Raw genomic sequence first — 25,587 nt, 5'->3', positions numbered from 1 at the left:
ATCGCCAGTAGACACTGACCGATCTGTTCATCTATCATAAACGTGATCAGTGTAGATTCATGCTGGCCGAAGATGATGGACGCGACATACTGCAGTTTCAAAGGAGAGAATGAAGATGGGATCGCCAGCCTGGACAACCGTGCCCGTAGATGTATCCGGTCCTGATTCAAGGATCTCGCAGCCGGATGCCGATCTAATGAAAAAAGCGCGGTCGCTATACCCTCTCGTTCGAGAACACGCGCTGGACAGCGATCGGGATCGCCGCGTGTCACAGGTTGTGATCGACAAGATGGAGGAGCTCGACCTATTCCAGGTTTGCACCCCGCGTCGGTACGGCGGATTCCAGGCGAACTTCCGGACCCTCTTCGACCTGACGGCGGAAATCGCGCGGGGAGACGGCGGGACTGCCTGGGCGTTCGGGTTGCTCAACTCCAATGCGTGGGACGTCGGCACCTACTCGCGACAGGCCCAGGATGAGATTTGGGGTGCCAACCCTCGCGCACGGATTACAACAGCGACCCGCCCGGCTGCCGGTCCTACTGCGTCGGCACGTCGGGTCGATGGGGGCTATCTAATCAGTGGCCGCTGGCCATATGCCTCGGGCTCGCTTCACGCGCAGTGGGCGGAGCTAGGGTTCGACGTCGAGATCGACGGTGAAACAGTGTGGATGATGACACTCCTGCCAATCAACGAAGTTACTGTCGAAGACACTTGGTACGTCGCCGGCATGCGCGGCTCGGGAAGCAACACGATCGTTGGCAGAGATCTCTTCGCGCCAGACTATCGAACTCAGACGTTCGTAGACCTGATGGAGGGTAACTACGCATCGGAGTTCGTCGACGAGGTTGAGTATCTCACGCCTCTCGCCCCCAACCACACCCTGATCCTCGTTGCGGCACAGATCGGCCTTGCGCAGGCAGCCCTCGACTTCGCCCTCGAAATCCTCCCCCAACGAGGTGTCACCAAAACGAAGTATCGAAAGGGAAGCGAAGCACCCTCCAACCAGATCGCAGTTGCCGAGGCTGCGAACGCGATCGACGTAGCACGCATGCTGGCTAAACGCGCGTGCTACGACATCGACGCGGCGGCAGTATTCAATGGCGGCGCCATCGATCTACCTACTCGCGCGCGAATTCGGATGGACACCGCATCTATCGCGGTGCAGTGTCGTGAGGCGATCGAGAGATTGTTGACCGCTGTGGGTTCGGCAGCATTCGCCTCAACAAGCCCGCTCCAGCAGATCTGGCGCGACGCAGGAACAGCGAGCCGTCATGCAATGGTCAACGTGGGTGTCTCAAAGGAGTGCTATGGAAGAACTCTCTTGGGCGACGAAGAATTCGTGATCGCAATCTGACATTCGCGTGTCTCTGAGAGGAAATAAGATGCAGAATACAGTTGGCGATCTACCCGGTTTTCGCCCGGGAGAGTGGGTTCTTGATCCCGATCACAGCGAAGTCGGATTCACTGTTCGGCACATGATGGTGTCGAAGGTGCGTGGCTCGTTCGGTGTGAAATCCGCTAGCCTGATAGCAACCGAAGACCCGCTTGTCTTCTCCCTCACGGCAACAGTCGACGCGGCGTCTGTCAACACGAATCTCGAAGCTCGCGACCTTCATCTTCGATCCGCGGAATTCCTCGATGTGGAAAACTTCCCAACCATCCAGTTTGAATCAAAGAGCGCAAGCCTTAGTAGCGACTGCTATATAGTCAATGGTGATCTGACCATCCGTGGCGTCACACGGTCTGTCGCCTTCAAGGTCGAATTCGGTGGATTCGGGCCTGACACGGACGGGCGGTATCGGGCTGGAGCATCCGCGGTGGCGACGATCAATCGAGAGGATTTCGGCCTCACCTGGAACGCAACTATCGAGACGGGTGGGCTGGTTGTAGGCAAGGAAGTGACCATCCTCCTTGAGCTCGAGGGATTCCTTTTGGAAGATTGATGACTACCACGGCTTAGCCTCGATCCACCGATGAACCTCGGTGGCGCGGTTCGTCGCGGGGGGCGCGCGGTGATGTGTTGAGGGCAGGGCTGAGTTCCGGGCATCGCATCCCGGTCGTCCACTGGGTTGTCGATCGTGCCGTGCGCGGCGATGGTCAGGTGGCTACCGATGGCGGTGGCGCGTGGGTGACGGCGAACAGTCGCGCGAACGCTGCTTCCCAGGGCCAGGTGCTCGGGAGGTGCAGTGTGATGCGGCGCGCGGAGCGCGCCAGCCGCGCCGGCACCGTGACGAGGGTGCGGCGGATGGTCGCGGTTGTCGCTTTCGCGAGCCGTCCGGCCCGGTCGGCGATGATCCCGGCGGCGCGGGTGAGGTTGAATGCGATCACGGCGAGCACGAGCCAGGCGCTGTTCGCGGTGAACACTCCGGACGGGAGGTGCGCGAGCGGGCCGGCTTTGAGGTCGGCGTGGACTTGCTCGATGATCGCGTGACCGCGGTGGGTCTTGTCTGCGACCACCGTGCCGATCGCGTTCTTCGCTGTGGTGGTGAAGAACGCGTGATGCCGGAAGACGTCGAACAGCGTCGGCTGCTCCACCCGCGTCGGGCCCAGGTCGGGGATGCGCCGGACCACGAGCCGGCCCTCGATGCGTTCGGCCTTCTTCCTCGACCGGAACGCGGTGAACGGGACCTCGGCGACCTCGGCTTTGGAGATCCACCGCCCGGTGGATTCGTCGCGGATCGCGTTCGGGTACTCGATCATCTCCCACGCATCCTCGGCGATGGTGGCGATCGCGGCTTTCACGGCCGGGTCCATCCGGACGGTGACCGACACGTCCGCGCCGGCGGTGATGGCGGTGCCGATGGTGGCGTGGCCGTAGAACGCGGAGTCCGCCCGCAGCAGCGGCCGCGCCCCGTTCCCGAGGCTCATCCGGCGCAGAGTCGCCAGGGCGTCGCCGACGATCCTCGCGGCACCCTTCGGAGACCCGGTCTTGCCCTGTCGGAGCCGCTGACCGAGGATCACCGGCGCCGACGATGACGTCGACGCTGTCGCGATCAGGGCGTTCAAGCCGCGCACGCCGGAGTACCCGAACCCCGCGCCCTGCTTCTGATACCCGTGCACCTCGATGATCGTGTCATCCAGATCCACCATCACCCGCTCCCCGTCTCGGAGCCGCAGAAGCGGCGTCTGACCGGCGAGGTTCTGAACGACGCGAGAGGAGACGGCGTCGAGCTGGCGGACGTGCCCGAAGGTGAACTCGCGCAGGAACGATCCCAGCGTCGACGGCGCATACGCCCGGTGAAACAGGCGGCCCATCCCGCCGTGGCGCAGCACGTTCATGTCGTCGATCGAGTCCGCCCCGGCGACCATCCCCGCCACCAGCGCCATCACCTTCGAACCGGCGTTGGAGCCCTTGTCCGTCGGCACGGTCAACCGCGCCTGCGCGAGCCGATCCACCCCCGCGTGCTGCGCGAGCCGGAGCATCGGGACCAGACCCGCGGCCGACACCAGATTCGGATCGTCGAAGACCGCGGACACCGCGGCCGGGGCGTGCTTGAATTGCATCTACGAGATGCCTCTCGGATCGGGCGAATAGGACCTTAGACAAGCTCTATTCTTCCTGATCAGAGGGGCATTTCCGTGTCACGGCACCCGCTCAGAACCCCGCCGCACCGGTGGATCGAGGCTTAACCACGTCGGGGCAGACGGACGGCTGATCGCCTTCGGCGTCGAGGGCACCGGCTCCTATGGTGTTGGGCTTGCCCGCTTCCTTCGCCGCCACGGCACCACGGTTCGTGAGGTTCACCGCCCACCGCGCCGCGGGGAGCGTCGCATGTCTGGCAAGAGCGACACTGTCGATGCCGAGCACACCGCCCGCCAAGTGCTTTCGGGCATGACGATGGCGCAGCCGAAGACCGCGGACGGCGAGATCGAAGCGCTGCGGTTGATCAAGATCGCCCGCGATACTGCGGTGAAATCGCGGACCACGGCGATGATCACGCTCAAAGCGACCCTCGTCACCGCGAGCGACGAACTCCGCGCCGAACTCGAGCACCTGACCGATTTCAAGCTCGTCGCCGCATGCGCGCAACTCCCGTCAAACACCTCGCTGACCGACCCGGAAGCAGCGATGCGGCACGTTCTCGGATCGCTGGCACGACGCTGGTTCGACCTCCACGAGGAAGTGAAGATCCACAGCCGGCACCTCAAGAAGCAGACCAGAGCTATCGCGCCACGCCTGGTCGAAGCCGTCGGGATCGGCCTCGACATCGCCGCCGAGATGCTCATCACCGCGGGCGACAACAGCACGCGCATCCACTCCGAGGCCGCGTTCGCGAAGATGTGTGGTGCGTGTCCCATCCCCGCCGGATCGGGCAAGACGAACGGTCGCCATCGCTTGAATCGTGGCGGTAACAGGCAGGCCAACGCCGCGCTTTATCGTGTCGTGATCGTGCGGATGCGATGGCACCAGCCAACGATCGATTACGTCACTCGACGCACTGCGGAGGGACTCTCGAAGCGGGAGATCATTCGATGCCTCAAGCGCTACCTCGCCCGCGAGATCTACCACCTGCTGCCGCCTCCGGACAGCGCGGCCACACGAGGAGAAATCGCGCTCACGTCTGCCGCCTGACAGACTTGCGAAATATAGGAGCATCAACGCGATGGCCGAGGCCGTCAACGGGCTTTATAAGACCGAACTGATCCGCCGCTGCGGCCCGTGGCGCACGGTCGAGCAGGTCGAACTCGCGACGCTCGAGTACGTGTGGTGGTGGAACAACCAGCGCCTCCACGGAGAGCTCGACATGCGCGCCCCTGCCGACGTTGAGGCCGACTACTACGCTGGCCTCGACACACCCTTGGGAACACCCGCCTCCCAAGCCGCCCGATGACGTCTAATGAGTTTCGTTCCGCTCTGTTGTGCGAATCTGGCCCCGTAGAGAGAGCCTTACGTCCATGCCTCGTCAGTACTCACCCCAGTTCCGTGAGCGCGTGCTCGCGCTTGTTCACGACGGCCGCGACGCAGGAGAGCTGGCCGCAGAGTTGCGGATCTCGGCAGCGACGATCTATCGATGGCGCCAGGAGCGCATCGATGCTGGCGATATCCCTGGCGTCGACAGCACGCTGACCGCGGAGCTGACTGATGCGCGCCGTCGAATCCGGGAGCTTGAAGAAGAGCTCTCCGCCACTCGTCTTGCCGCGTCAATATTGAAGGACGAGAGGATCCGCCCAAAAGGCGGTTCCCGGTCGTCGCGGCCCTGACCGGGCAGGGCATCAGCATCGCAACCGCTTGCCGCGTGCTCCGCGTCACCGACCGCGGCCACCGGGCAGGCGCGACAGACCGATGAGCCAGCGCACGATCTGCCACGAGATGCTCGCCGAGACGATCGCGAACATCCACCGCGCCTCCCGCGGCTGCTACGGCGCCCGCCGTGTGCACGCCGAACTCGGGCACGGGCGGAAATCCGCGTCGGCCGGGACCAGGTGGCGCGGGTGATGGCACGCACGGGCTTGCGCGGGCTGGCCGGCACCCGCAAACGGTATGTAAATCGCGAACATCTCGTAACGACCGAGGATCTGGTCAACCGCAACTTCACCGCGACCGCTCCTAACCAGCTGTGGTGCACGGACATCACCGAGCACCCCACCCGCGAAGGGAAGATCTACTGCTGCTGTGTCATCGACGTCTACTCGCGCAAGGTCGTCGGCTGGGCGATCGACATGCGCCAGACGGCTCTGTTGCAAAGATTGGCGGCAGTCAGAGGTAGGCTGTCGCTCTGCGCCGATCAGGCGGCTGCTGCGAAATGGTGGTTGAGCATGCCCATGGCCTCCGTCAGCGCCGAGGGCCCAATGCCAAAAGCTCTCTCCACAAGGCGCACCTCGCCCCTGATGCCGGGCTGCAGGCACCAGGGGCGAGCCTGTCCTTTGCGCAGGGCTCGCATGACTTCGAATCCCTTGATCGTGGCATAGGCCGTGGGGATCGATTTGAAACCGCGCACCGGCTTGATCAGTATCTTGAGCTTTCCGTGATCGGCCTCGATCACGTTATTGAGATACTTCACCTGCCGGTGGGCCGTCTCCCGGTCCAGCTTTCCTTCGCGCTTCAATTCGGTGATCGCTGCACCATAGCTCGGCGCTTTGTCGGTATTGAGCGTGGCAGGCTTTTCCCAGTGCTTCAGGCCTCGCAGGGCCTTGCCCAGGAACCGCTTCGCTGCCTTGGCGCTGCGGGTCGGCGACAGGTAGAAATCGATCGTGTCGCCCCGCTTGTCGACTGCCCGGTACAGGTAGGTCCACTTGCCCCGCACCTTGACGTAGGTTTCATCCAGGCGCCAGCTCGGATCAAAGCCACGCCGCCAGAACCAGCGCAGCCGCTTCTCCATCTCCGGGGCGTAGCACTGGACCCAGCGATAGATCGTCGTATGGTCGACCGAAATGCCGCGTTCCGCCAGCATTTCCTCAAGGTCGCGATAGCTGATCGGATAGCGACAATACCAGCGCACCGCCCACAGGATCACATCACCCTGGAAATGGCGCCACTTGAAATCCGTCATCGTTCCGTCCGTCCAATCTCCGCCAAGCATGCTCAAGCTTCACGATTTTTGCAACAGAGCCCGACTGCGAGCTGCGCGACGAGCACCTCGCCGGCGGGCTCTGTTGCAAAGATTGGCGGCAGTCAGAGGTAGGCTGTCGCTCTGCGCCGATCAGGCGGCTGCTGCGAAATGGTGGTTGAGCATGCCCATGGCCTCCGTCAGCGCCGAGGGCCCAATGCCAAAAGCTCTCTCCACAAGGCGCACCTCGCCCCTGATGCCGGGCTGCAGGCACCAGGGGCGAGCCTGTCCTTTGCGCAGGGCTCGCATGACTTCGAATCCCTTGATCGTGGCATAGGCCGTGGGGATCGATTTGAAACCGCGCACCGGCTTGATCAGTATCTTGAGCTTTCCGTGATCGGCCTCGATCACGTTATTGAGATACTTCACCTGCCGGTGGGCCGTCTCCCGGTCCAGCTTTCCTTCGCGCTTCAATTCGGTGATCGCTGCACCATAGCTCGGCGCTTTGTCGGTATTGAGCGTGGCAGGCTTTTCCCAGTGCTTCAGGCCTCGCAGGGCCTTGCCCAGGAACCGCTTCGCTGCCTTGGCGCTGCGGGTCGGCGACAGGTAGAAATCGATCGTGTCGCCCCGCTTGTCGACTGCCCGGTACAGGTAGGTCCACTTGCCCCGCACCTTGACGTAGGTTTCATCCAGGCGCCAGCTCGGATCAAAGCCACGCCGCCAGAACCAGCGCAGCCGCTTCTCCATCTCCGGGGCGTAGCACTGGACCCAGCGATAGATCGTCGTATGGTCGACCGAAATGCCGCGTTCCGCCAGCATTTCCTCAAGGTCGCGATAGCTGATCGGATAGCGACAATACCAGCGCACCGCCCACAGGATCACATCACCCTGGAAATGGCGCCACTTGAAATCCGTCATCGTTCCGTCCGTCCAATCTCCGCCAAGCATGCTCAAGCTTCACGATTTTTGCAACAGAGCCCTCGCCGCCGCACGGCGCGTCGGCGAACCCGACACCGAGGAGGTGATCGAACCCGACCTCCGAGCCCTCACCGCATAACCCCGAACACGAGGGATCACACGATCACCGATACACCCCGTCCGCGGCCTTGACCATCTGGCACGGATACGGATCTTGCGCCCAGCTCGGTTTAGCGACTGTGACATGAGTCGAGACGACGTGGCACCGCGAAGGCGAGAGTCCCACCTGGTTTGGTGGTTGGCTTCCCTCGTTAGCAGGCGTTCTGCGGCTGCTGCCCCAGCACGTTCAGCTCGCCTAACTAAATCTCGCGTTGAACACGAGATCGCCAGTAGACACTGACCGATCTGTTCATCTATCATAAACGTGATCAGTGTAGATTCATGCTGGCCGAAGATGATGGACGCGACATACTGCAGTTTCAAAGGAGAGAATGAAGATGGGATCGCCAGCCTGGACAACCGTGCCCGTAGATGTATCCGGTCCTGATTCAAGGATCTCGCAGCCGGATGCCGATCTAATGAAAAAAGCGCGGTCGCTATACCCTCTCGTTCGAGAACACGCGCTGGACAGCGATCGGGATCGCCGCGTGTCACAGGTTGTGATCGACAAGATGGAGGAGCTCGACCTATTCCAGGTTTGCACCCCGCGTCGGTACGGCGGATTCCAGGCGAACTTCCGGACCCTCTTCGACCTGACGGCGGAAATCGCGCGGGGAGACGGCGGGACTGCCTGGGCGTTCGGGTTGCTCAACTCCAATGCGTGGGACGTCGGCACCTACTCGCGACAGGCCCAGGATGAGATTTGGGGTGCCAACCCTCGCGCACGGATTACAACAGCGACCCGCCCGGCTGCCGGTCCTACTGCGTCGGCACGTCGGGTCGATGGGGGCTATCTAATCAGTGGCCGCTGGCCATATGCCTCGGGCTCGCTTCACGCGCAGTGGGCGGAGCTAGGGTTCGACGTCGAGATCGACGGTGAAACAGTGTGGATGATGACACTCCTGCCAATCAACGAAGTTACTGTCGAAGACACTTGGTACGTCGCCGGCATGCGCGGCTCGGGAAGCAACACGATCGTTGGCAGAGATCTCTTCGCGCCAGACTATCGAACTCAGACGTTCGTAGACCTGATGGAGGGTAACTACGCATCGGAGTTCGTCGACGAGGTTGAGTATCTCACGCCTCTCGCCCCCAACCACACCCTGATCCTCGTTGCGGCACAGATCGGCCTTGCGCAGGCAGCCCTCGACTTCGCCCTCGAAATCCTCCCCCAACGAGGTGTCACCAAAACGAAGTATCGAAAGGGAAGCGAAGCACCCTCCAACCAGATCGCAGTTGCCGAGGCTGCGAACGCGATCGACGTAGCACGCATGCTGGCTAAACGCGCGTGCTACGACATCGACGCGGCGGCAGTATTCAATGGCGGCGCCATCGATCTACCTACTCGCGCGCGAATTCGGATGGACACCGCATCTATCGCGGTGCAGTGTCGTGAGGCGATCGAGAGATTGTTGACCGCTGTGGGTTCGGCAGCATTCGCCTCAACAAGCCCGCTCCAGCAGATCTGGCGCGACGCAGGAACAGCGAGCCGTCATGCAATGGTCAACGTGGGTGTCTCAAAGGAGTGCTATGGAAGAACTCTCTTGGGCGACGAAGAATTCGTGATCGCAATCTGACATTCGCGTGTCTCTGAGAGGAAATAAGATGCAGAATACAGTTGGCGATCTACCCGGTTTTCGCCCGGGAGAGTGGGTTCTTGATCCCGATCACAGCGAAGTCGGATTCACTGTTCGGCACATGATGGTGTCGAAGGTGCGTGGCTCGTTCGGTGTGAAATCCGCTAGCCTGATAGCAACCGAAGACCCGCTTGTCTTCTCCCTCACGGCAACAGTCGACGCGGCGTCTGTCAACACGAATCTCGAAGCTCGCGACCTTCATCTTCGATCCGCGGAATTCCTCGATGTGGAAAACTTCCCAACCATCCAGTTTGAATCAAAGAGCGCAAGCCTTAGTAGCGACTGCTATATAGTCAATGGTGATCTGACCATCCGTGGCGTCACACGGTCTGTCGCCTTCAAGGTCGAATTCGGTGGATTCGGGCCTGACACGGACGGGCGGTATCGGGCTGGAGCATCCGCGGTGGCGACGATCAATCGAGAGGATTTCGGCCTCACCTGGAACGCAACTATCGAGACGGGTGGGCTGGTTGTAGGCAAGGAAGTGACCATCCTCCTTGAGCTCGAGGGATTCCTTTTGGAAGATTGATGACTACCACGGCTTAGCCTCGATCCACCGATGAACCTCGGTGGCGCGGTTCGTCGCGGGGGGCGCGCGGTGATGTGTTGAGGGCAGGGCTGAGTTCCGGGCATCGCATCCCGGTCGTCCACTGGGTTGTCGATCGTGCCGTGCGCGGCGATGGTCAGGTGGCTACCGATGGCGGTGGCGCGTGGGTGACGGCGAACAGTCGCGCGAACGCTGCTTCCCAGGGCCAGGTGCTCGGGAGGTGCAGTGTGATGCGGCGCGCGGAGCGCGCCAGCCGCGCCGGCACCGTGACGAGGGTGCGGCGGATGGTCGCGGTTGTCGCTTTCGCGAGCCGTCCGGCCCGGTCGGCGATGATCCCGGCGGCGCGGGTGAGGTTGAATGCGATCACGGCGAGCACGAGCCAGGCGCTGTTCGCGGTGAACACTCCGGACGGGAGGTGCGCGAGCGGGCCGGCTTTGAGGTCGGCGTGGACTTGCTCGATGATCGCGTGACCGCGGTGGGTCTTGTCTGCGACCACCGTGCCGATCGCGTTCTTCGCTGTGGTGGTGAAGAACGCGTGATGCCGGAAGACGTCGAACAGCGTCGGCTGCTCCACCCGCGTCGGGCCCAGGTCGGGGATGCGCCGGACCACGAGCCGGCCCTCGATGCGTTCGGCCTTCTTCCTCGACCGGAACGCGGTGAACGGGACCTCGGCGACCTCGGCTTTGGAGATCCACCGCCCGGTGGATTCGTCGCGGATCGCGTTCGGGTACTCGATCATCTCCCACGCATCCTCGGCGATGGTGGCGATCGCGGCTTTCACGGCCGGGTCCATCCGGACGGTGACCGACACGTCCGCGCCGGCGGTGATGGCGGTGCCGATGGTGGCGTGGCCGTAGAACGCGGAGTCCGCCCGCAGCAGCGGCCGCGCCCCGTTCCCGAGGCTCATCCGGCGCAGAGTCGCCAGGGCGTCGCCGACGATCCTCGCGGCACCCTTCGGAGACCCGGTCTTGCCCTGTCGGAGCCGCTGACCGAGGATCACCGGCGCCGACGATGACGTCGACGCTGTCGCGATCAGGGCGTTCAAGCCGCGCACGCCGGAGTACCCGAACCCCGCGCCCTGCTTCTGATACCCGTGCACCTCGATGATCGTGTCATCCAGATCCACCATCACCCGCTCCCCGTCTCGGAGCCGCAGAAGCGGCGTCTGACCGGCGAGGTTCTGAACGACGCGAGAGGAGACGGCGTCGAGCTGGCGGACGTGCCCGAAGGTGAACTCGCGCAGGAACGATCCCAGCGTCGACGGCGCATACGCCCGGTGAAACAGGCGGCCCATCCCGCCGTGGCGCAGCACGTTCATGTCGTCGATCGAGTCCGCCCCGGCGACCATCCCCGCCACCAGCGCCATCACCTTCGAACCGGCGTTGGAGCCCTTGTCCGTCGGCACGGTCAACCGCGCCTGCGCGAGCCGATCCACCCCCGCGTGCTGCGCGAGCCGGAGCATCGGGACCAGACCCGCGGCCGACACCAGATTCGGATCGTCGAAGACCGCGGACACCGCGGCCGGGGCGTGCTTGAATTGCATCTACGAGATGCCTCTCGGATCGGGCGAATAGGACCTTAGACAAGCTCTATTCTTCCTGATCAGAGGGGCATTTCCGTGTCACGGCACCCGCTCAGAACCCCGCCGCACCGGTGGATCGAGGCTTAACCACGTCGGGGCAGACGGACGGCTGATCGCCTTCGGCGTCGAGGGCACCGGCTCCTATGGTGTTGGGCTTGCCCGCTTCCTTCGCCGCCACGGCACCACGGTTCGTGAGGTTCACCGCCCACCGCGCCGCGGGGAGCGTCGCATGTCTGGCAAGAGCGACACTGTCGATGCCGAGCACACCGCCCGCCAAGTGCTTTCGGGCATGACGATGGCGCAGCCGAAGACCGCGGACGGCGAGATCGAAGCGCTGCGGTTGATCAAGATCGCCCGCGATACTGCGGTGAAATCGCGGACCACGGCGATGATCACGCTCAAAGCGACCCTCGTCACCGCGAGCGACGAACTCCGCGCCGAACTCGAGCACCTGACCGATTTCAAGCTCGTCGCCGCATGCGCGCAACTCCCGTCAAACACCTCGCTGACCGACCCGGAAGCAGCGATGCGGCACGTTCTCGGATCGCTGGCACGACGCTGGTTCGACCTCCACGAGGAAGTGAAGATCCACAGCCGGCACCTCAAGAAGCAGACCAGAGCTATCGCGCCACGCCTGGTCGAAGCCGTCGGGATCGGCCTCGACATCGCCGCCGAGATGCTCATCACCGCGGGCGACAACAGCACGCGCATCCACTCCGAGGCCGCGTTCGCGAAGATGTGTGGTGCGTGTCCCATCCCCGCCGGATCGGGCAAGACGAACGGTCGCCATCGCTTGAATCGTGGCGGTAACAGGCAGGCCAACGCCGCGCTTTATCGTGTCGTGATCGTGCGGATGCGATGGCACCAGCCAACGATCGATTACGTCACTCGACGCACTGCGGAGGGACTCTCGAAGCGGGAGATCATTCGATGCCTCAAGCGCTACCTCGCCCGCGAGATCTACCACCTGCTGCCGCCTCCGGACAGCGCGGCCACACGAGGAGAAATCGCGCTCACGTCTGCCGCCTGACAGACTTGCGAAATATAGGAGCATCAACGCGATGGCCGAGGCCGTCAACGGGCTTTATAAGACCGAACTGATCCGCCGCTGCGGCCCGTGGCGCACGGTCGAGCAGGTCGAACTCGCGACGCTCGAGTACGTGTGGTGGTGGAACAACCAGCGCCTCCACGGAGAGCTCGACATGCGCGCCCCTGCCGACGTTGAGGCCGACTACTACGCTGGCCTCGACACACCCTTGGGAACACCCGCCTCCCAAGCCGCCCGATGACGTCTAATGAGTTTCGTTCCGCTCTGTTGTGCGAATCTGGCCCCGTAGAGAGAGCCTTACGTCCATGCCTCGTCAGTACTCACCCCAGTTCCGTGAGCGCGTGCTCGCGCTTGTTCACGACGGCCGCGACGCAGGAGAGCTGGCCGCAGAGTTGCGGATCTCGGCAGCGACGATCTATCGATGGCGCCAGGAGCGCATCGATGCTGGCGATATCCCTGGCGTCGACAGCACGCTGACCGCGGAGCTGACTGATGCGCGCCGTCGAATCCGGGAGCTTGAAGAAGAGCTCTCCGCCACTCGTCTTGCCGCGTCAATATTGAAGGACGAGAGGATCCGCCCAAAAGGCGGTTCCCGGTCGTCGCGGCCCTGACCGGGCAGGGCATCAGCATCGCAACCGCTTGCCGCGTGCTCCGCGTCACCGACCGCGGCCACCGGGCAGGCGCGACAGACCGATGAGCCAGCGCACGATCTGCCACGAGATGCTCGCCGAGACGATCGCGAACATCCACCGCGCCTCCCGCGGCTGCTACGGCGCCCGCCGTGTGCACGCCGAACTCGGGCACGGGCGGAAATCCGCGTCGGCCGGGACCAGGTGGCGCGGGTGATGGCACGCACGGGCTTGCGCGGGCTGGCCGGCACCCGCAAACGGTATGTAAATCGCGAACATCTCGTAACGACCGAGGATCTGGTCAACCGCAACTTCACCGCGACCGCTCCTAACCAGCTGTGGTGCACGGACATCACCGAGCACCCCACCCGCGAAGGGAAGATCTACTGCTGCTGTGTCATCGACGTCTACTCGCGCAAGGTCGTCGGCTGGGCGATCGACATGCGCCAGACGGCTCTGTTGCAAAGATTGGCGGCAGTCAGAGGTAGGCTGTCGCTCTGCGCCGATCAGGCGGCTGCTGCGAAATGGTGGTTGAGCATGCCCATGGCCTCCGTCAGCGCCGAGGGCCCAATGCCAAAAGCTCTCTCCACAAGGCGCACCTCGCCCCTGATGCCGGGCTGCAGGCACCAGGGGCGAGCCTGTCCTTTGCGCAGGGCTCGCATGACTTCGAATCCCTTGATCGTGGCATAGGCCGTGGGGATCGATTTGAAACCGCGCACCGGCTTGATCAGTATCTTGAGCTTTCCGTGATCGGCCTCGATCACGTTATTGAGATACTTCACCTGCCGGTGGGCCGTCTCCCGGTCCAGCTTTCCTTCGCGCTTCAATTCGGTGATCGCTGCACCATAGCTCGGCGCTTTGTCGGTATTGAGCGTGGCAGGCTTTTCCCAGTGCTTCAGGCCTCGCAGGGCCTTGCCCAGGAACCGCTTCGCTGCCTTGGCGCTGCGGGTCGGCGACAGGTAGAAATCGATCGTGTCGCCCCGCTTGTCGACTGCCCGGTACAGGTAGGTCCACTTGCCCCGCACCTTGACGTAGGTTTCATCCAGGCGCCAGCTCGGATCAAAGCCACGCCGCCAGAACCAGCGCAGCCGCTTCTCCATCTCCGGGGCGTAGCACTGGACCCAGCGATAGATCGTCGTATGGTCGACCGAAATGCCGCGTTCCGCCAGCATTTCCTCAAGGTCGCGATAGCTGATCGGATAGCGACAATACCAGCGCACCGCCCACAGGATCACATCACCCTGGAAATGGCGCCACTTGAAATCCGTCATCGTTCCGTCCGTCCAATCTCCGCCAAGCATGCTCAAGCTTCACGATTTTTGCAACAGAGCCTTGCAAGCTATTCCGCATCGAGACACGTCTCCTAACCGCTTCAGCCAGAAAGCGATGGGGCCCGAGAAGAGCGCCCGCAGCGGCAAGTGGGGGCGAGCTTGTCGTAACCGGCCGCGGGTTCGCGCCATCGCCTATCGTCTTCGTTCATCCTCGTTCGACGGTGTTTCGGGCCATGTAGTTGTCGACGTCGTCGTTCACTGGCCGGCCACCCTTCAGTCCGCGGCGTGTGCGGTGTCCGTGCTGAGGAGAGGGTTCGAGGTGTCGGCGATGATGCTGCGCCCATATAGATGCCTACGGATCACGCTCGACGAGTGTGCCTTGTCGCGGCAGACGCGATCCGGCTGTTTGTACGGCCGATCCGGCCGGCGCCTGGCCGCACGGAACTGATCGCTCAGGAGCGAGCAGCGTCGGGAATCGCCGGCTTGAGCAGTGCTGACGCGCACAACAAACGGCAGTCTTGCACAGGTCGGCGATGGACTCTTCGCGCTCAAACCACCGCATGATCGGCCAATCGGGTCATCCGAGGGATCGATACGCAGATCCTCGCAATTCGATTCGGTCGCCCTCCGCGCGTGGTGGATTCGTCGCGCAATTGTGGGGCGGTCGATGGTTAAATTCACACGGACGGCCCACGAGGTCTCGCCGGCGGAGTCCGCGTCGGAAGGAATCCTTCTTGACCTCTTCCAGGTCTGCACTCCTCGTCGCTATGGCGGATTCCAGAGCAATTTTCGAACGCTGTTCGAGCTCACCGCCGAAATCGCACGGGGAGATGGGGGTACAGCTTGGGCGTTTGCGTTGCTCAACTCAAACGCCTGGAGCGTCGGCACCTACTCACGCGAGGCCCAGGACGACATTTGGGGCGCGAATCCGCGTGCACGCATCACCACTGCATTGAATCCTGCTGCCGGCCCTACCGCATCGGCGCGCAAGGTTGACGGTGGCTATGTAATCAGCGGCCGTTGGCCGTACGCGTCAGGGTCCCTCCACGCACAATGGGTGAATCTCGGGTTCGTCGTCGAGATTGATGGCGCACCGGTACGGATGATGACTCTCGTTCCGATGGACGAGGTCACGCTTGAAGACACGTGGTATGTCGCAGGAATGCGTGGCTCTGGGAGCAACACAGTCGTCGGCACAGAGGTTTTCGCGCCGGACTACCGCACTCAAAGCTATGACAATCTAGTCGAAGGAAACTACGCGTCCGAGTTCACCGATGAGCTCGAATATCTCACGCCTACGACCCCCAACTTCGATCTAGTGCTCGTTGGGGCTCAAGTCGGACTTGCTCAGGCAGCTCTGGATTATGCTCTCGAAAAGCTTCCGACGCGCGGCGTCACATACACAAAGTATGCAAAGGGGAGCGACGCGCCGACGAACCAGATTGCGGTCGCCGAGGCTGCGAACGCGATTGACACTGCACGCATGCTTGGGCGGCGAGCTAGTTATGACATCGATGCCGCCGCGGTAACCAATCGTGGTCAAATCGATCGGGCAACGCGCGCACGTATTCGGATGGATTCGGCGACCATAGCGGTGCTATGTCGAGAGTCCATCGATAAAATGCTCACTGCTATCGGTTCGGCCGCCTTTGCCTCGGTGAACCCACTTCAGCAGGTATGGAGGGACTCGGAAACGGCAAGCCGTCATGCGATGGTGAACGTGGGCGTTTCGAAGGAAACGTACGGGAAGTCGCTGCTCGGCATCGACGAGTTCGTCATGCCGATTTAGCGAAGGCTCAACCGCTGAGGGCATGGACGCCGCTTCGGTCGTCGACGCGGTGGTCGTGCCCTCAGCCATTGAGTTTCTCAGCGGTAGGCCACGCGTCAGACCGAGGGTCCGGTATTGCAGGGGCCAGCAATTGGTCATCACTCCATCTCGATGCATAGCACACATCCTGTTCGAATGGTCACGACAGTCACTTGTGCCGATTGAACAGCAGGGCTTCGCGGTCGAAGCTCCTGTACAGGTTCAGAGAGCGACCCGCGTGACTCCACAGGGGTGTCAGTCGAGGCGATCCGGCCTGGTGAACTGCTGCCGAAATCGCGCCAGACTAACGGCCACTATGCGATGTTGATCGGCGCGAGGACCACCAGGCCGCTCGCTTCGGGAAGCTCGGAGATGAGCTGCCTTGAACCGGCGGCGACTGACCCATGAACGGGGCGGGCTGTAAAGCCGAGTGTTGCTTTCGGAACTTGCACTCGTTTATTGTGACTACACAGGCTGTGAAAACGTCAGGTAGGACTAAAGTGCATCCGTGCGCTGAACCTGACCTCAGGGTTGAGGAAGGAGGCGTCGATGCGCCGACAACGCTGCCCCGATCCTCCTCGGATATCCAGTAGATCGCGGGAGGGCGAACCGAGACCCTGTCCGAACCCGGTGCGAGCTGAACGGTGTTCCACTGCAGTGAGCTACAGAAGACTTCACTAACCATTTCAGAGCGAAAGGAAGACCGTTCCATGGTCGATAGCAGTTTGCCCCCTGACATCTCCGCCCTCCTGGAGAGGATCGATGAGATCCGCCCGCTGATTGAGAAGAACGCAGCGCAAGGCGAAGCAGAACGACGCGTGTCGCAGGAGTCGATCGATGCCCTCGAGGCAATCGGAGCCTTCCGGGTGACGCAGCCAGCCAAGTATGGAGGATATGAAGGTGATTCTCGTGCGCAGGTCGACGTGGGCGCAGCCGTCGGCAAGGGCGACGGCGGGACTGCCTGGGTCGTCGCGCTCACCAACATCGCGAACTGGCTGACCGCGCTTTATCCCGAGAAGGCGCAGGATGATGTGTGGGGTGAGGATCGCAACGCAAAGGTCTCCGTGGTCCTAGCCACAAACGGTAAGACCCAGCGCGTTGATGGTGGGTACCTCGTCAGCGGGGAGTGGAGCTACAACTCGGCATCGTGGCACACGCAGTGGGCGATTCTCGGGGCCGAGCTCGTCGACGAGAATGGTGACTTCGTTGACACCGCGCAACTGCTGATCCCGCGCTCGGATCTCGGCTTCAAGGACATCTGGCATGTGGCCGGCATGCGTTCGAGCGGAAGCAACGCGCTCAGCGCGACTGACGTTTTCGTTCCCGATCACCGTGTGATGCGTGGGGAACCTGCCTTGCGAGGCACCTACCCTGGCACGACCGAGGACACTCCCGCGGTCTACCGGGCGGGGTGGATTCCCGTGCTGAACATCATTCTCGTCGGCCCGCAGCTCGGCATGGGCCGTGCCGTGCTAGAGAGGGTGATCTCGAAGGCAGACTCGAAAGCCATCGCATACACAAGCTTCGAGCGACAGAGTGACTCGATCGCATTCCAACTCGACATCGCCAAGGCCGCGCTGCTGCTGGAAGCTGCGGAAGGGTTCGCCCACCGCGCCACTGACGAGATCGACATCCCCGCTGCTCAGGGCGTCTATCCGGACTACTTGACCCGAGCTCGAAATCGTGCGTACGTGGGCTGGATCGTCGAGCACACCGCTCGCGCCATTGAGATGTTGCTCACCGCGCACGGGTCGGGAGCTTTCGCGGAAGTGAACCCGTTGCAGCGCCTTTGGCGTGACCAGGCAGTCGCGTCACGGCACGCGTTCGTTCTTCCGGCGCTCGGTTACGAGCTTTACGGGAAGGCCCTTCTCGGCCGCGAAGATGGGGATTCCGTTACGCCTCTGGTTTGAGCCCCCGGCTGGTTCGGGATGGGAGCCACTTCGATCCCGAACCAGCCCCTCCCCCAACAATCGGCATTTGGATCCATATGGCCGAACGAGAAGGGAGACGTCCAAAGCAGTAATCGCTTCTCCTCGCCGGACTGGGGTCTCTTCGCCCGCACACTCACCGCATAGCGATCCAGCGAACTCGCATCGCTGGTGAAGGCGGGCCAAACTGCGTGCGCACTGGGTACCGCACGGCATTTTGTCAGGGGCATCCTTCACATCGTGGTGGTACAGCGAACCGAGGTGCATCATCTCGAGTGCTGTCGCGTCCTCGATGACATCGATACTCAACATCGTCCAGCTGCGGTGATGAGCGCCAACGCCGGCCGCACCCGCTTGCCGACGGCTTCATAGAGGTAGCGGCTCGCGGCGTCGGCAATTCGGTCGGTGACGCCCACCTCTTTGACGAGGCGGTCGACGCGCGCGAGGGCCAACAACGTCGCGATCCTCACCGGCGACTCGCTGTTCTCTCGCGCGAACCAGATCATCGCTCGGCAGGGCGAGCGATGAATTCGCGTCCACGACCATGTTTTCGAGCCGTCGAGCAGCTGGAACGCGACCCCGTCCTTCTCCCCAAACACGACGACCGGCCGCTCGAGCTCTGCCGGGCCCATCGCGAAAATCAGACCCGATTGCGCAGCCGCGGCGATGAGCGAACCAGTCTTGTCGGTGAGTACCTTGAGGTAGATGCCATTGACCTCTCGTCCGACCCGGACGAGCCTGGCAAGATGCCGGGCACCGGATAGCGAACTGGTGCGATGACGATGTCCTACCTCCTGCTCGGATAGCGGACGGATGCAGCACCCGTCTCCCTGCTCGCGCGGATCGACGAGGGATCGAGCGCGTCGCCGGGGTGAAGATCCCTCGATTCTCGACGCTGAACTCCTCGAACTGCGCGAGCACGAAGCGACCGGCGCCACGCTCGACCTTGCCGGCTCCTGGTCGTACGAGGCCGTCGCGGCGCTCGAGGCACTTCCCACTGTGTGGTGGGAGTGGCGCTAACGCGCTTCGCGCAAGCGGTCGGCGATCGTTCCAGCTGATCCAGCCTTGCGGGCGCGCGGGGACGGCCTGGCGCAGAAACGGCTTCCGACTCTCCTGGCTTCGGGTGCTTCCATGCGGCGGCGAACGCAATTGCTTCGCGTGTGGGGTTGACTGCCTCGAGGCGGTCGGGCGCAGCCAAGACGACATCGAGTGTGTCCTGTTCGCGGGAGCGGCCCCGGCTGGTAGGTCTTCGTGGTGTCTATGACGCATCGTCACCCGCAGGGCAGAGGCGCTCGCTATCGGGCGGAGAGTCATGGGGCGCCCCGTTTCACGTCGTCGCCCGACGCTAAGGGACACCCAGGTTCTCCCGTGTGGACGCCGATGATCTGGGCACCGCGGTTCGTGACGGGACCGCCCCTGCGTAGACAGCCGGCCCCAACCGGACTCGCGTCGACAAGCCCCGAGTAATCGTCGCCGACACCATCCTGATCGGTCAGATCAACAGTCCGGCGACTAGCGGGAGGGACGGCCCTCACAGCGACCTGACTCGGTGATTCGTCAAACTCAACCCCGCGCACAAGGCTGGACTTCCGATAAAAAGTAAGTCAGAATAAACACAGGTCGCTGCGACGAGCCGGTCTTGAAATGCTGGCTGGACACAAGGCCCGGATGTGAGAAGTCACAATAAAGTGTTCGCTGCGATGGCACATACGAGAACCGGCTGGACACACACCAAGGATGGTAGAAGTCATGACGTCAGAAAGCCCTACCCCGAAGCACGCGCAGGAGTCGAGCAGTGGGGGTGGCGCTCTGGTCCTGGACACGCTCTCCGCAGACGATTTCCGGGCGATCTTCCGTCGGCATCCTGCTGGCGTGACCGTCGTAACGGCAGACGCAGGAACCGGCCCAGTCGCCCTCACGGCCACATCGGTCGCCTCTATGAGCGCCGATCCGCCGCTGCTAATCTTCTCCGTGTCATCGTCGTCCTCGAGTGCGCGCATCCTGAAAGATGCCAATACTGTCGTCGTCCACTTCATCGGCCCAGACAGCATCGAGATCGCCAAACTTGGCGCGACGAGCGGAATCGACCGATTCGCGGACTCGACCATCTGGTCCCGCCTCCCAACCGGGGAAGTGGTGTTTGATGCGGTTCGCACGTGGATCCGCGCGCGGGTGGTGAATCGGCTGGAGGCGAGCGGATCGACCATCGTGATCGCACAGGCGATCGAGTCGAACTACACGGCGGCAGAACTCGATCAGCAACCGGAGCGCGAAGGACTCGTCTTCATGAACCGAAGCTGGCACCAGGTCGGAGAGCGCTCAGCAATTATCTGAAATCAGGATTGACCGGTAGCACCCACGTTTCAGGCGGTGGACGAAAGCTCGTCCACCGCCTGAAACGTGTGTGCTACTTGGCGTAGGCCGCAGTGATGCTGTGCAGCGCCGCGTCCAGTGCATCGCCATAGGCCATCTCTTCGACCTGATAGACAGACGGGCGCCCGCCGGCAACCGTGGCACCGCCGCGGGCGACCAATCGAAGCCAGTCCTCGGTTGCCTGGATGACCCTGTCAGCAGGTGCGAGCGCATTGACCAACCCGACCTCCCGCGCGCGTTCCGCCGTGAACGGCTCGCCGCTGGCGATGTTCTCGATCGCAGCACGGGCCCCAAGCCTCTTGATGAGGGCGACTTGAGCGACGATCGGCCATACTCCGACGCTGACTTCGTAAGAGCCGATCTTCGCGTCCGGGACGGAGACGACATAGTCAACGGCAGCAACGAATCCTGCGCCGCCCGCCAGAGCGTCTCCGTTCACGGCTGCGGCAACGGGCTTCGGCAAGGTCGGCAGCAGCTTGAGCACGCGGATCAAGCCCTGGTAAAAGGGAACGGGATCAGCGCCGGCCTTGATCGCCGGCACATCAAGGCCGCCGCAGAACGCATCGTCGCCGGCTCCGGTCAGTATGATGCCGGCCACCGCCGCGTCATTTGCCGCAGCGATTAGTTGGTCCTCGATGCTCTGGAGCACCTCGGGATTGAGAAGATTCCGCCCGGGGCCCGCGATTTCCACGGTCGCAATGCGAACATCGTCAGTCATTAGTCTCTCCTTCGATGAGATTCCTCCGGGCCACGCAACGCGCCCAGTAGCCCGTCCAGCCTCGCAGAAGGCGTTCGGTGCGTCAAGGAACACTGAACGCCTGGACAGTTCTACGACAGCAGGACGCTATTCTCGGAGTGTGGACACCGCCAACCAGCCCGAACCGCCGAAGTCCGGAAGCGACACTCAATACCTTCCGTCTTCCGCACCTGTGATCGAACCGACCAGAGATGGAGGAGGAGACATGAAGGAGCAACTGGGCCGACGACTCCGCGCAACACGTGAAGAGCAGAAGCTGAGTCTGCGTGCGGTTGCCTCAGCGATAGGGGTCTCCCCGAGCATGCTCTCGCAAGTAGAAACTGGGAAGATCCATCCTTCCGTCACGACGCTGTACGCACTTGTGTCGCACCTCAACGTATCCCTGGACGAGCTGCTGGGGATCGTCCCGTCGGATGCCGCGCCGACCGCTGCGCTGCGGGAGATTCAGCGCCTCGGAGTACAACGCGCAGAGGCGAATCCCACCATCGAGATGGAAAACGGTGTCACCTGGGAGCGACTCGCGAATGCCGGGCACCGTGGGGTCGATCCGCTGATTATGACGTATGAGCCGGGTGCATCCAGTTCAGCCGAAGGCAAGCTCATGCGACATTCTGGGACCGAGTACGGGTATCTGATAGAGGGTGAGTTGACGCTCCTCCTCGATTTCGACTCGTTCACATTGCATGTGGGTGACTCAATATGCTTCGACTCGCACCGTCCGCACCTGTACCGCAACGACACGGACCGGGCGGCTCGTGGGATCTGGTTCGTGACAGGGCCGCTGGGCGAGAGTCCTCTACAGTTCGACGGGCAGCCGGCACCCGCGCACATCAATCGACTGCAATCCGTGCGTCAGGTTCTGCGCCAGGACGACACGATAATCCCACCGCGGGCCTGAGGGGGATTTGAGTACCACTTCACAATTGGATCCATGTATGATCGTTCTGACTGAACAGATCTAGGGAGCTATCGAGTACGTCGACGCGGCGGACGGTCCTCCCTCTCACCTTCTGAGGAGTGGACATGGCCAACGGACGAATCACTCACAATCCAGCGCCCGTCATCCCGGGTATCGCCGACAGTGTCAAGGTCAGCGCCGGGGACTTGCTATTCGTATCGGGCGCGGTGGGCTTCGAAGAGGACGGCTCGGTGCCCGCGGACTTCGCGCGCGCGATCGAACTCACCTACCTTGAGCTCGAACGCGCTCTCAAGGCGGGCGGTGCGTCATTCGATGACCTCGTCCGCGTCAATGTCTACATCACCGAACTGGATCAGGAGAAGCTGGGGATCTGGCGGGACACGCGCGACCGGGTTGTCAGAGTCGACGAGCCGTCTGCGAGCACCGTGATCGGGGTGTACTCGCTCTTCAAGGGCGCCTCCATCGAGATTGACGCGATCGCTGCAATCTGATGAAGAACACCGGAACAACAGGAACCAATGCGGTCGACTGGGAAGCGCGTGTTGACTTCGAGCGACTACGGGATGCGCGCTTAAGAAGGCTGAAGGAGCAACTCAATCGATCCGATTTGGGCGCAGTCTTGGCCTTCGACTTCTCGAACATCCGCTATATGAGCGCGACGCATATCGGCACGTGGGCGATGGACAAGTTGATCCGGTTCGCCCTACTCACCCGTAACACCGATCCGATCGTGTGGGACTTCGGTTCGGCGGCCAAGCACCACGCACTGTACAACCCCTGGTTGGACGTAACGACATCCGAAATGGACGCGGACCCACACGCGCCCCACGAGGGCGCCAAGCGGCCACGACTGGAGTCAGGCGCACGAGCGGGTCTTTCGACGCTGCGAGGCGCCTTCCCGCCGGACGCCGAGATGGCGACCGATCTGGCAAAGAAGATCAAGCGCGAACTCGAGAAGTTCGGACTCGCCCACGCGCCCCTCGGGGTCGACGTGATCGAGCTTCCTGTGCTGATCGCCCTGCAGAAGGAGGGCATCGAGGTCGTCGACGGCCAGCAGGTGTTCATGGAGGCGCGGCGCATCAAAACACCCGACGAGATTCGCTTGCTCACCCAGGCTGCATCGATGGTCGATGCCGCATACGAGGAGCTACACCGGTTCCTACGTCCTGGCGTGAGGGAGAACGAGGCCGTCGGGGTGGTCGCAAAGACGCTTTATGACCTTGGCTCGGAGTACGTCGAGGGAGTCAACGCAATCTCGGGTGAGCGCTGCTCGCCGCATCCGCACGTCTTCTCGGACAGGCTCATCAGGCCCGGCGACCCGGCGTTCTTCGACATCCTGCACAGTTGGAACGGCTACCGCACGTGTTACTACCGCACATTCGCTGTGGGCTCCGCCTCAAGCAAGCAGCGCGACGCCTACACACGTGCTCGGGAGTATATGGACCGCGCGATCGCCCTCGTGAAGCCAGGGGCGACGACGGCCGACATCGTGGCAGTGTGGCCCGAGGCACAGGAGTTCGGCTTCGCCAACGAGATGGAAGCCTTCGCCTTGCAGTACGGGCATGGCGTAGGGCTGTCGATCTGGGAGAAGCCAATCTTCTCACGGTTGACCTCGTTCGATCATCCAGAGACGATCGAGGAGGGCATGGTGTTTGCGCTGGAGACCTACTGGCCTTCAGCGGATGGGTGGGGAGCCGCGCGGATCGAGGAGGAGCTTGTCGTCACCGCCGATGGATGCGAAGTCATCACCAAGTTCCCTGCGGAGGAGCTCATCGTCGCCGGCCGTCAGTACTACACGATCGATGGTCCACTCAACACCAATCGTGATAGTCAGTCGCACCTGAACACGACATGGGGACGCGGTCAGTCGTGACGACTCTCGGTTTTCTCGGAGTCGGCGCGATGGGGTCAAAGATCGCGGCTCGACTCATCGCCGCAGGAAACAGTGTGTTGGTCTGGAACAGATCCCCCGGCCCCCTCGCAGATCTCGTGGCCATCGGTGCTGTGCCGGTGGCGACGCCGTCTGAGGCGCTCGCTGCAGATATATCCTTCAGCATGCTCGCCAACGATCAGGCTGCAGAAGAGGTTCTGAACGATGGAACGACAAGAACGGGCCGCATCCATGTGAATCTGGCCTCGATCAGCCCGACAGCGGCTGACCAACTCACGGGAAGATTCGCCGCGGCCGGCGCGGGATATGTGTCCAGCCCCGTTCTCGGTCGCCCGTCCGCGGCAGCCGCAGGGCAGCTGCACCTGCTCGCCGCGGGTGCCAGCGACCACATCGACGCGGTGTTGCCTCATCTGAATCAGATAGGCAAACGAGTCTGGCGGATCGGGCAAGTCCCCTCCGACGCGAATGCGGTCAAGGTCGCGGTCAATTACAACCTCATCCACGTGTTGCAGGCTCTAGGCGAATCGGTCACGATGGTCGAAAGGCGCGGCGTCGATCCCTCAGTGTTCGTCGAGTTGCTCACTAGCAGCCTCTTCGCCGGCGTGGCCTACACAGAGTACGGGCGAGAGATCGCCGCGCACAGACACACGCCGCCGGCCTTTTCGATGGCGCTCGGGTACAAAGACCTCGGCCTGGCTCGAGACCTCGCCGAGGCCGGCGGCGTGAAGCCCGCCACGATGCCCGCCCTGTTCTCGGTCTTCGAACGAGCCCTAGCCGATCCTGAGCTCGCGACATCCGACTGGGGCGCTATCGCAGAAGTCACGAGACGAAACCTACTGTGATGCGTTACCCGAATTGCAGAGGGATGCTCCCGGATGTCAGGGAGCAGTCGTCCAATCAAAGGAGAGATCGTGACTGATCGTACGGTGCTCATTGCTGGGAGTTCGAGCGGGATTGGGCTGGAACTAGCAAAGGACCTCGTGGCCAGCGGTGACCGTGTCATCGTGACCAGCCGAAGTAGACAGACAGCTGAATCTGTCGCGGCCGAGCTCGGCCCCTTGGCGCACGGAATCGCCCTGGACCTGTCCGAGCCGGAAGGCATCGCTGCGCAACTGGACGGCATCGGCCGCCTTAATGGAATCGTGCTCAGCGCGATCGAGCGCGATGCGAATACCATCCGTGACTACAACCTCGCTCGTGCGAGGAGACTCATCACCCTTAAACTGATTGGCTACGCCGAAACCGTCCACACACTCGTTGACCGCATCGAGCCGTCAGTGGACTCCGGTATCGTCCTGTTTGGGGGCCGCGCCAAGGACGCACCGTACCCGGGATCCACCACAGTGTCCACGGTCAATGGCGGCATCGATGGGCTAATGAACACCTTGGCGCATGAGCTTGCACCCATCCGGGTCAACGCTCTCCATCCGGGGATAATCGGCGACAGCCCCTTCTGGGCTTCGCGACCTGAAGCGGTTGCAGCATACGAAAGCCGGACCCCCGGTGGGAAGCTCGCAGAACTTCACGACGTCATCGACGCCGTGAAGTTCCTCCTGTTCAACCGGGGTGTCTCCGCGCACAGCCTTAACGTCGACCGTGGCTGGCGCATCGGCTAACATGCCCCCGTTGTTCA

The 25,587-nt window shown here is 62.6% G+C and carries 24 protein-coding genes and 4 pseudogenes; 20 read left to right on the top strand and 8 right to left on the bottom strand.

What is annotated here, in order from left to right:
* The first annotated feature begins 109 nt into the window (after nt 1–109).
* Together QN084_RS23340 and QN084_RS23335 are read left to right on the top strand one after the other, a co-directional pair.
* Nucleotides 110–1,354 (top strand): acyl-CoA dehydrogenase family protein, encoded by a 1,245-nt coding sequence (locus tag QN084_RS23340; RefSeq protein WP_083262059.1) that lies wholly within the window; start codon nt 110–112, stop codon nt 1,352–1,354.
* A gap of 28 nt (nt 1,355–1,382) precedes the next feature.
* Complete coding sequence (locus QN084_RS23335; RefSeq protein ID WP_069694882.1) at nt 1,383–1,943, top strand: YceI family protein; 561 nt, start codon at nt 1,383–1,385, stop codon at nt 1,941–1,943.
* Between the two features lie 154 nt (nt 1,944–2,097).
* Here the strand turns inward: QN084_RS23335 and QN084_RS23330 are convergent, their stop codons facing one another.
* Nucleotides 2,098–3,504 (bottom strand): IS1380 family transposase, encoded by a 1,407-nt coding sequence (locus tag QN084_RS23330; protein WP_069694881.1) that lies wholly within the window; start codon nt 3,502–3,504, stop codon nt 2,098–2,100.
* A gap of 55 nt (nt 3,505–3,559) precedes the next feature.
* Between QN084_RS23330 and QN084_RS23325 the strand changes: the two genes are divergently transcribed.
* From QN084_RS23325 to QN084_RS24220, 4 genes and pseudogenes are all read left to right on the top strand, one after another.
* Nucleotides 3,560–4,573 (top strand): transposase, encoded by a 1,014-nt coding sequence (locus QN084_RS23325; protein WP_318255052.1) that lies wholly within the window; start codon nt 3,560–3,562, stop codon nt 4,571–4,573.
* 25 nt (nt 4,574–4,598) lie between these two features.
* Nucleotides 4,599–4,832, top strand: a pseudogene (locus QN084_RS23320) (IS3 family transposase); the annotation flags it as partial.
* Nucleotides 4,833–4,896: 64 nt separating this feature from the next.
* Complete coding sequence (locus tag QN084_RS23315) at nt 4,897–5,202, top strand: transposase (protein WP_069694883.1); 306 nt, start codon at nt 4,897–4,899, stop codon at nt 5,200–5,202.
* Between the two features lie 234 nt (nt 5,203–5,436).
* Nucleotides 5,437–5,628, top strand: a pseudogene (locus QN084_RS24220) (IS3-like element ISAar24 family transposase); the annotation flags it as partial.
* A 98-nt stretch (nt 5,629–5,726) separates the two neighbouring features.
* Here the strand turns inward: QN084_RS24220 and QN084_RS23305 are convergent.
* Both QN084_RS23305 and QN084_RS23300 read right to left on the bottom strand, forming a co-directional pair.
* Nucleotides 5,727–6,491, bottom strand: coding sequence for an IS6-like element IS6100 family transposase (locus QN084_RS23305; protein ID WP_001389365.1), 765 nt, complete (start codon nt 6,489–6,491; stop codon nt 5,727–5,729).
* A gap of 150 nt (nt 6,492–6,641) precedes the next feature.
* Nucleotides 6,642–7,406, bottom strand: a complete 765-nt coding sequence (locus QN084_RS23300) for an IS6-like element IS6100 family transposase (protein WP_001389365.1) — start codon at nt 7,404–7,406, stop codon at nt 6,642–6,644.
* 491 nt (nt 7,407–7,897) lie between these two features.
* Between QN084_RS23300 and QN084_RS23295 the strand changes: the two genes are divergently transcribed.
* A complete protein-coding gene (locus tag QN084_RS23295; protein WP_083262059.1) occupies nt 7,898–9,142 on the top strand; it encodes an acyl-CoA dehydrogenase family protein in 1,245 nt (414 codons plus the stop codon).
* 28 nt (nt 9,143–9,170) lie between these two features.
* Nucleotides 9,171–9,731 (top strand): YceI family protein, encoded by a 561-nt coding sequence (locus QN084_RS23290; RefSeq protein WP_069694882.1) that lies wholly within the window; start codon nt 9,171–9,173, stop codon nt 9,729–9,731.
* Nucleotides 9,732–9,885: 154 nt separating this feature from the next.
* Here the strand turns inward: QN084_RS23290 and QN084_RS23285 are convergent, their stop codons facing one another.
* Complete coding sequence (locus QN084_RS23285; protein WP_069694881.1) at nt 9,886–11,292, bottom strand: IS1380 family transposase; 1,407 nt, start codon at nt 11,290–11,292, stop codon at nt 9,886–9,888.
* A 55-nt stretch (nt 11,293–11,347) separates the two neighbouring features.
* Between QN084_RS23285 and QN084_RS23280 the strand changes: the two genes are divergently transcribed.
* The 4 genes and pseudogenes from QN084_RS23280 to QN084_RS23265 form a co-directional block, all read left to right on the top strand.
* A complete protein-coding gene (locus QN084_RS23280) occupies nt 11,348–12,361 on the top strand; it encodes a transposase (protein ID WP_318255052.1) in 1,014 nt (337 codons plus the stop codon).
* Nucleotides 12,362–12,386: 25 nt separating this feature from the next.
* Nucleotides 12,387–12,620, top strand: a pseudogene (locus QN084_RS23275) (IS3 family transposase); the annotation flags it as partial.
* Between the two features lie 64 nt (nt 12,621–12,684).
* The gene (locus QN084_RS23270) at nt 12,685–12,990 is read left to right on the top strand and encodes a transposase (RefSeq protein WP_069694883.1); all 306 of its coding nucleotides are present in this window, start codon (nt 12,685–12,687) and stop codon (nt 12,988–12,990) included.
* 297 nt (nt 12,991–13,287) lie between these two features.
* Nucleotides 13,288–13,470: pseudogene (locus tag QN084_RS23265) on the top strand (DDE-type integrase/transposase/recombinase); the annotation flags it as partial.
* 44 nt (nt 13,471–13,514) lie between these two features.
* Here QN084_RS23265 and QN084_RS23260 read toward each other — a convergent pair.
* Nucleotides 13,515–14,279 (bottom strand): IS6-like element IS6100 family transposase, encoded by a 765-nt coding sequence (locus QN084_RS23260; protein WP_001389365.1) that lies wholly within the window; start codon nt 14,277–14,279, stop codon nt 13,515–13,517.
* A gap of 667 nt (nt 14,280–14,946) precedes the next feature.
* On the opposite strand from QN084_RS23260, the gene QN084_RS23255 reads away from it, so the two are divergent.
* Complete coding sequence (locus QN084_RS23255; RefSeq protein ID WP_083261919.1) at nt 14,947–16,068, top strand: acyl-CoA dehydrogenase family protein; 1,122 nt, start codon at nt 14,947–14,949, stop codon at nt 16,066–16,068.
* A 332-nt stretch (nt 16,069–16,400) separates the two neighbouring features.
* Here the strand turns inward: QN084_RS23255 and QN084_RS23250 are convergent, their stop codons facing one another.
* Nucleotides 16,401–16,538: a hypothetical protein gene (locus tag QN084_RS23250; RefSeq protein ID WP_168529733.1), complete on the bottom strand. Its 138-nt coding sequence runs from the start codon at nt 16,536–16,538 to the stop codon at nt 16,401–16,403.
* A 258-nt stretch (nt 16,539–16,796) separates the two neighbouring features.
* Here QN084_RS23250 and QN084_RS23245 point away from each other — a divergent pair, with 258 nt between their 5' ends.
* Entirely contained in the window at nt 16,797–17,996 is a 1,200-nt protein-coding gene (locus QN084_RS23245; RefSeq protein ID WP_036299419.1) for an acyl-CoA dehydrogenase family protein, read from the top strand.
* Between the two features lie 323 nt (nt 17,997–18,319).
* On the opposite strand, the gene QN084_RS24215 is transcribed toward QN084_RS23245, so the two are convergent.
* Entirely contained in the window at nt 18,320–18,646 is a 327-nt protein-coding gene (locus tag QN084_RS24215) for a hypothetical protein (protein ID WP_036299416.1), read from the bottom strand.
* A gap of 1,117 nt (nt 18,647–19,763) precedes the next feature.
* Here QN084_RS24215 and QN084_RS23235 point away from each other — a divergent pair.
* Nucleotides 19,764–20,348, top strand: a complete 585-nt coding sequence (locus QN084_RS23235; RefSeq protein ID WP_036299413.1) for a flavin reductase SulR — start codon at nt 19,764–19,766, stop codon at nt 20,346–20,348.
* A 73-nt stretch (nt 20,349–20,421) separates the two neighbouring features.
* On the opposite strand, the gene QN084_RS23230 is transcribed toward QN084_RS23235, so the two are convergent.
* Nucleotides 20,422–21,105, bottom strand: coding sequence for an enoyl-CoA hydratase/isomerase family protein (locus tag QN084_RS23230; RefSeq protein ID WP_069696851.1), 684 nt, complete (start codon nt 21,103–21,105; stop codon nt 20,422–20,424).
* Nucleotides 21,106–21,349: 244 nt separating this feature from the next.
* Between QN084_RS23230 and QN084_RS23225 the strand changes: the two genes are divergently transcribed.
* The 5 genes from QN084_RS23225 (at nt 21,350) to QN084_RS23205 (ending at nt 25,570) form a co-directional block, all read left to right on the top strand.
* Nucleotides 21,350–22,042: a helix-turn-helix domain-containing protein gene (locus QN084_RS23225; protein WP_051513791.1), complete on the top strand. Its 693-nt coding sequence runs from the start codon at nt 21,350–21,352 to the stop codon at nt 22,040–22,042.
* Between the two features lie 125 nt (nt 22,043–22,167).
* Entirely contained in the window at nt 22,168–22,554 is a 387-nt protein-coding gene (locus tag QN084_RS23220; protein ID WP_051513789.1) for a RidA family protein, read from the top strand.
* Nucleotides 22,554–23,936 (top strand): M24 family metallopeptidase, encoded by a 1,383-nt coding sequence (locus QN084_RS23215; RefSeq protein WP_036300216.1) that lies wholly within the window; start codon nt 22,554–22,556, stop codon nt 23,934–23,936. The genes QN084_RS23220 and QN084_RS23215 overlap by 1 nt, the downstream gene beginning before the upstream one ends.
* Nucleotides 23,933–24,796: an NAD(P)-dependent oxidoreductase gene (locus QN084_RS23210; RefSeq protein WP_036300214.1), complete on the top strand. Its 864-nt coding sequence runs from the start codon at nt 23,933–23,935 to the stop codon at nt 24,794–24,796. Before QN084_RS23215 ends, QN084_RS23210 begins: the two co-directional genes overlap by 4 nt.
* A 69-nt stretch (nt 24,797–24,865) precedes the next feature.
* Nucleotides 24,866–25,570 (top strand): SDR family NAD(P)-dependent oxidoreductase, encoded by a 705-nt coding sequence (locus tag QN084_RS23205; protein ID WP_036300211.1) that lies wholly within the window; start codon nt 24,866–24,868, stop codon nt 25,568–25,570.
* Nucleotides 25,571–25,587: the final 17 nt, after the last annotated feature.

Source organism: Paenarthrobacter sp. R1, assembly GCF_030264015.1.
In the GTDB taxonomy this organism is placed as follows: domain Bacteria; phylum Actinomycetota; class Actinomycetes; order Actinomycetales; family Micrococcaceae; genus Arthrobacter; species Arthrobacter ureafaciens.
Note: the sequence above shows the minus strand (reverse complement) of the source record. Positions and strands in the feature narration are given on the sequence as shown.

Bases quoted from the DNA above. Each gene is read 5' to 3' on its own strand.
- QN084_RS23330 (WP_069694881.1), bottom strand. From the start codon at position 3,504: ATGCAATTCAAGCACGCCCCGGCCGCGGTGTCCGCGGTCTTCGACGAT.
- QN084_RS23260 (WP_001389365.1), bottom strand. From the start codon at position 14,279: ATGACGGATTTCAAGTGGCGCCATTTCCAGGGTGATGTGATCCTGTGG.
- QN084_RS23220 (WP_051513789.1), top strand. From the start codon at position 22,168: ATGGCCAACGGACGAATCACTCACAATCCAGCGCCCGTCATCCCGGGT.
- QN084_RS23225 (WP_051513791.1), top strand. From the start codon at position 21,350: ATGAAGGAGCAACTGGGCCGACGACTCCGCGCAACACGTGAAGAGCAG.
- QN084_RS23295 (WP_083262059.1), top strand. From the start codon at position 7,898: ATGAAGATGGGATCGCCAGCCTGGACAACCGTGCCCGTAGATGTATCC.
- QN084_RS23290 (WP_069694882.1), top strand. From the start codon at position 9,171: ATGCAGAATACAGTTGGCGATCTACCCGGTTTTCGCCCGGGAGAGTGG.
- QN084_RS23235 (WP_036299413.1), top strand. From the start codon at position 19,764: ATGACGTCAGAAAGCCCTACCCCGAAGCACGCGCAGGAGTCGAGCAGT.
- QN084_RS23215 (WP_036300216.1), top strand. From the start codon at position 22,554: ATGAAGAACACCGGAACAACAGGAACCAATGCGGTCGACTGGGAAGCG.
- QN084_RS23300 (WP_001389365.1), bottom strand. From the start codon at position 7,406: ATGACGGATTTCAAGTGGCGCCATTTCCAGGGTGATGTGATCCTGTGG.
- QN084_RS23340 (WP_083262059.1), top strand. From the start codon at position 110: ATGAAGATGGGATCGCCAGCCTGGACAACCGTGCCCGTAGATGTATCC.
- QN084_RS23285 (WP_069694881.1), bottom strand. From the start codon at position 11,292: ATGCAATTCAAGCACGCCCCGGCCGCGGTGTCCGCGGTCTTCGACGAT.
- QN084_RS23270 (WP_069694883.1), top strand. From the start codon at position 12,685: ATGCCTCGTCAGTACTCACCCCAGTTCCGTGAGCGCGTGCTCGCGCTT.
- QN084_RS23245 (WP_036299419.1), top strand. From the start codon at position 16,797: ATGGTCGATAGCAGTTTGCCCCCTGACATCTCCGCCCTCCTGGAGAGG.
- QN084_RS23335 (WP_069694882.1), top strand. From the start codon at position 1,383: ATGCAGAATACAGTTGGCGATCTACCCGGTTTTCGCCCGGGAGAGTGG.
- QN084_RS23305 (WP_001389365.1), bottom strand. From the start codon at position 6,491: ATGACGGATTTCAAGTGGCGCCATTTCCAGGGTGATGTGATCCTGTGG.
- QN084_RS23315 (WP_069694883.1), top strand. From the start codon at position 4,897: ATGCCTCGTCAGTACTCACCCCAGTTCCGTGAGCGCGTGCTCGCGCTT.
- QN084_RS24215 (WP_036299416.1), bottom strand. From the start codon at position 18,646: ATGGGCCCGGCAGAGCTCGAGCGGCCGGTCGTCGTGTTTGGGGAGAAG.
- QN084_RS23255 (WP_083261919.1), top strand. From the start codon at position 14,947: ATGGTTAAATTCACACGGACGGCCCACGAGGTCTCGCCGGCGGAGTCC.
- QN084_RS23230 (WP_069696851.1), bottom strand. From the start codon at position 21,105: ATGACTGACGATGTTCGCATTGCGACCGTGGAAATCGCGGGCCCCGGG.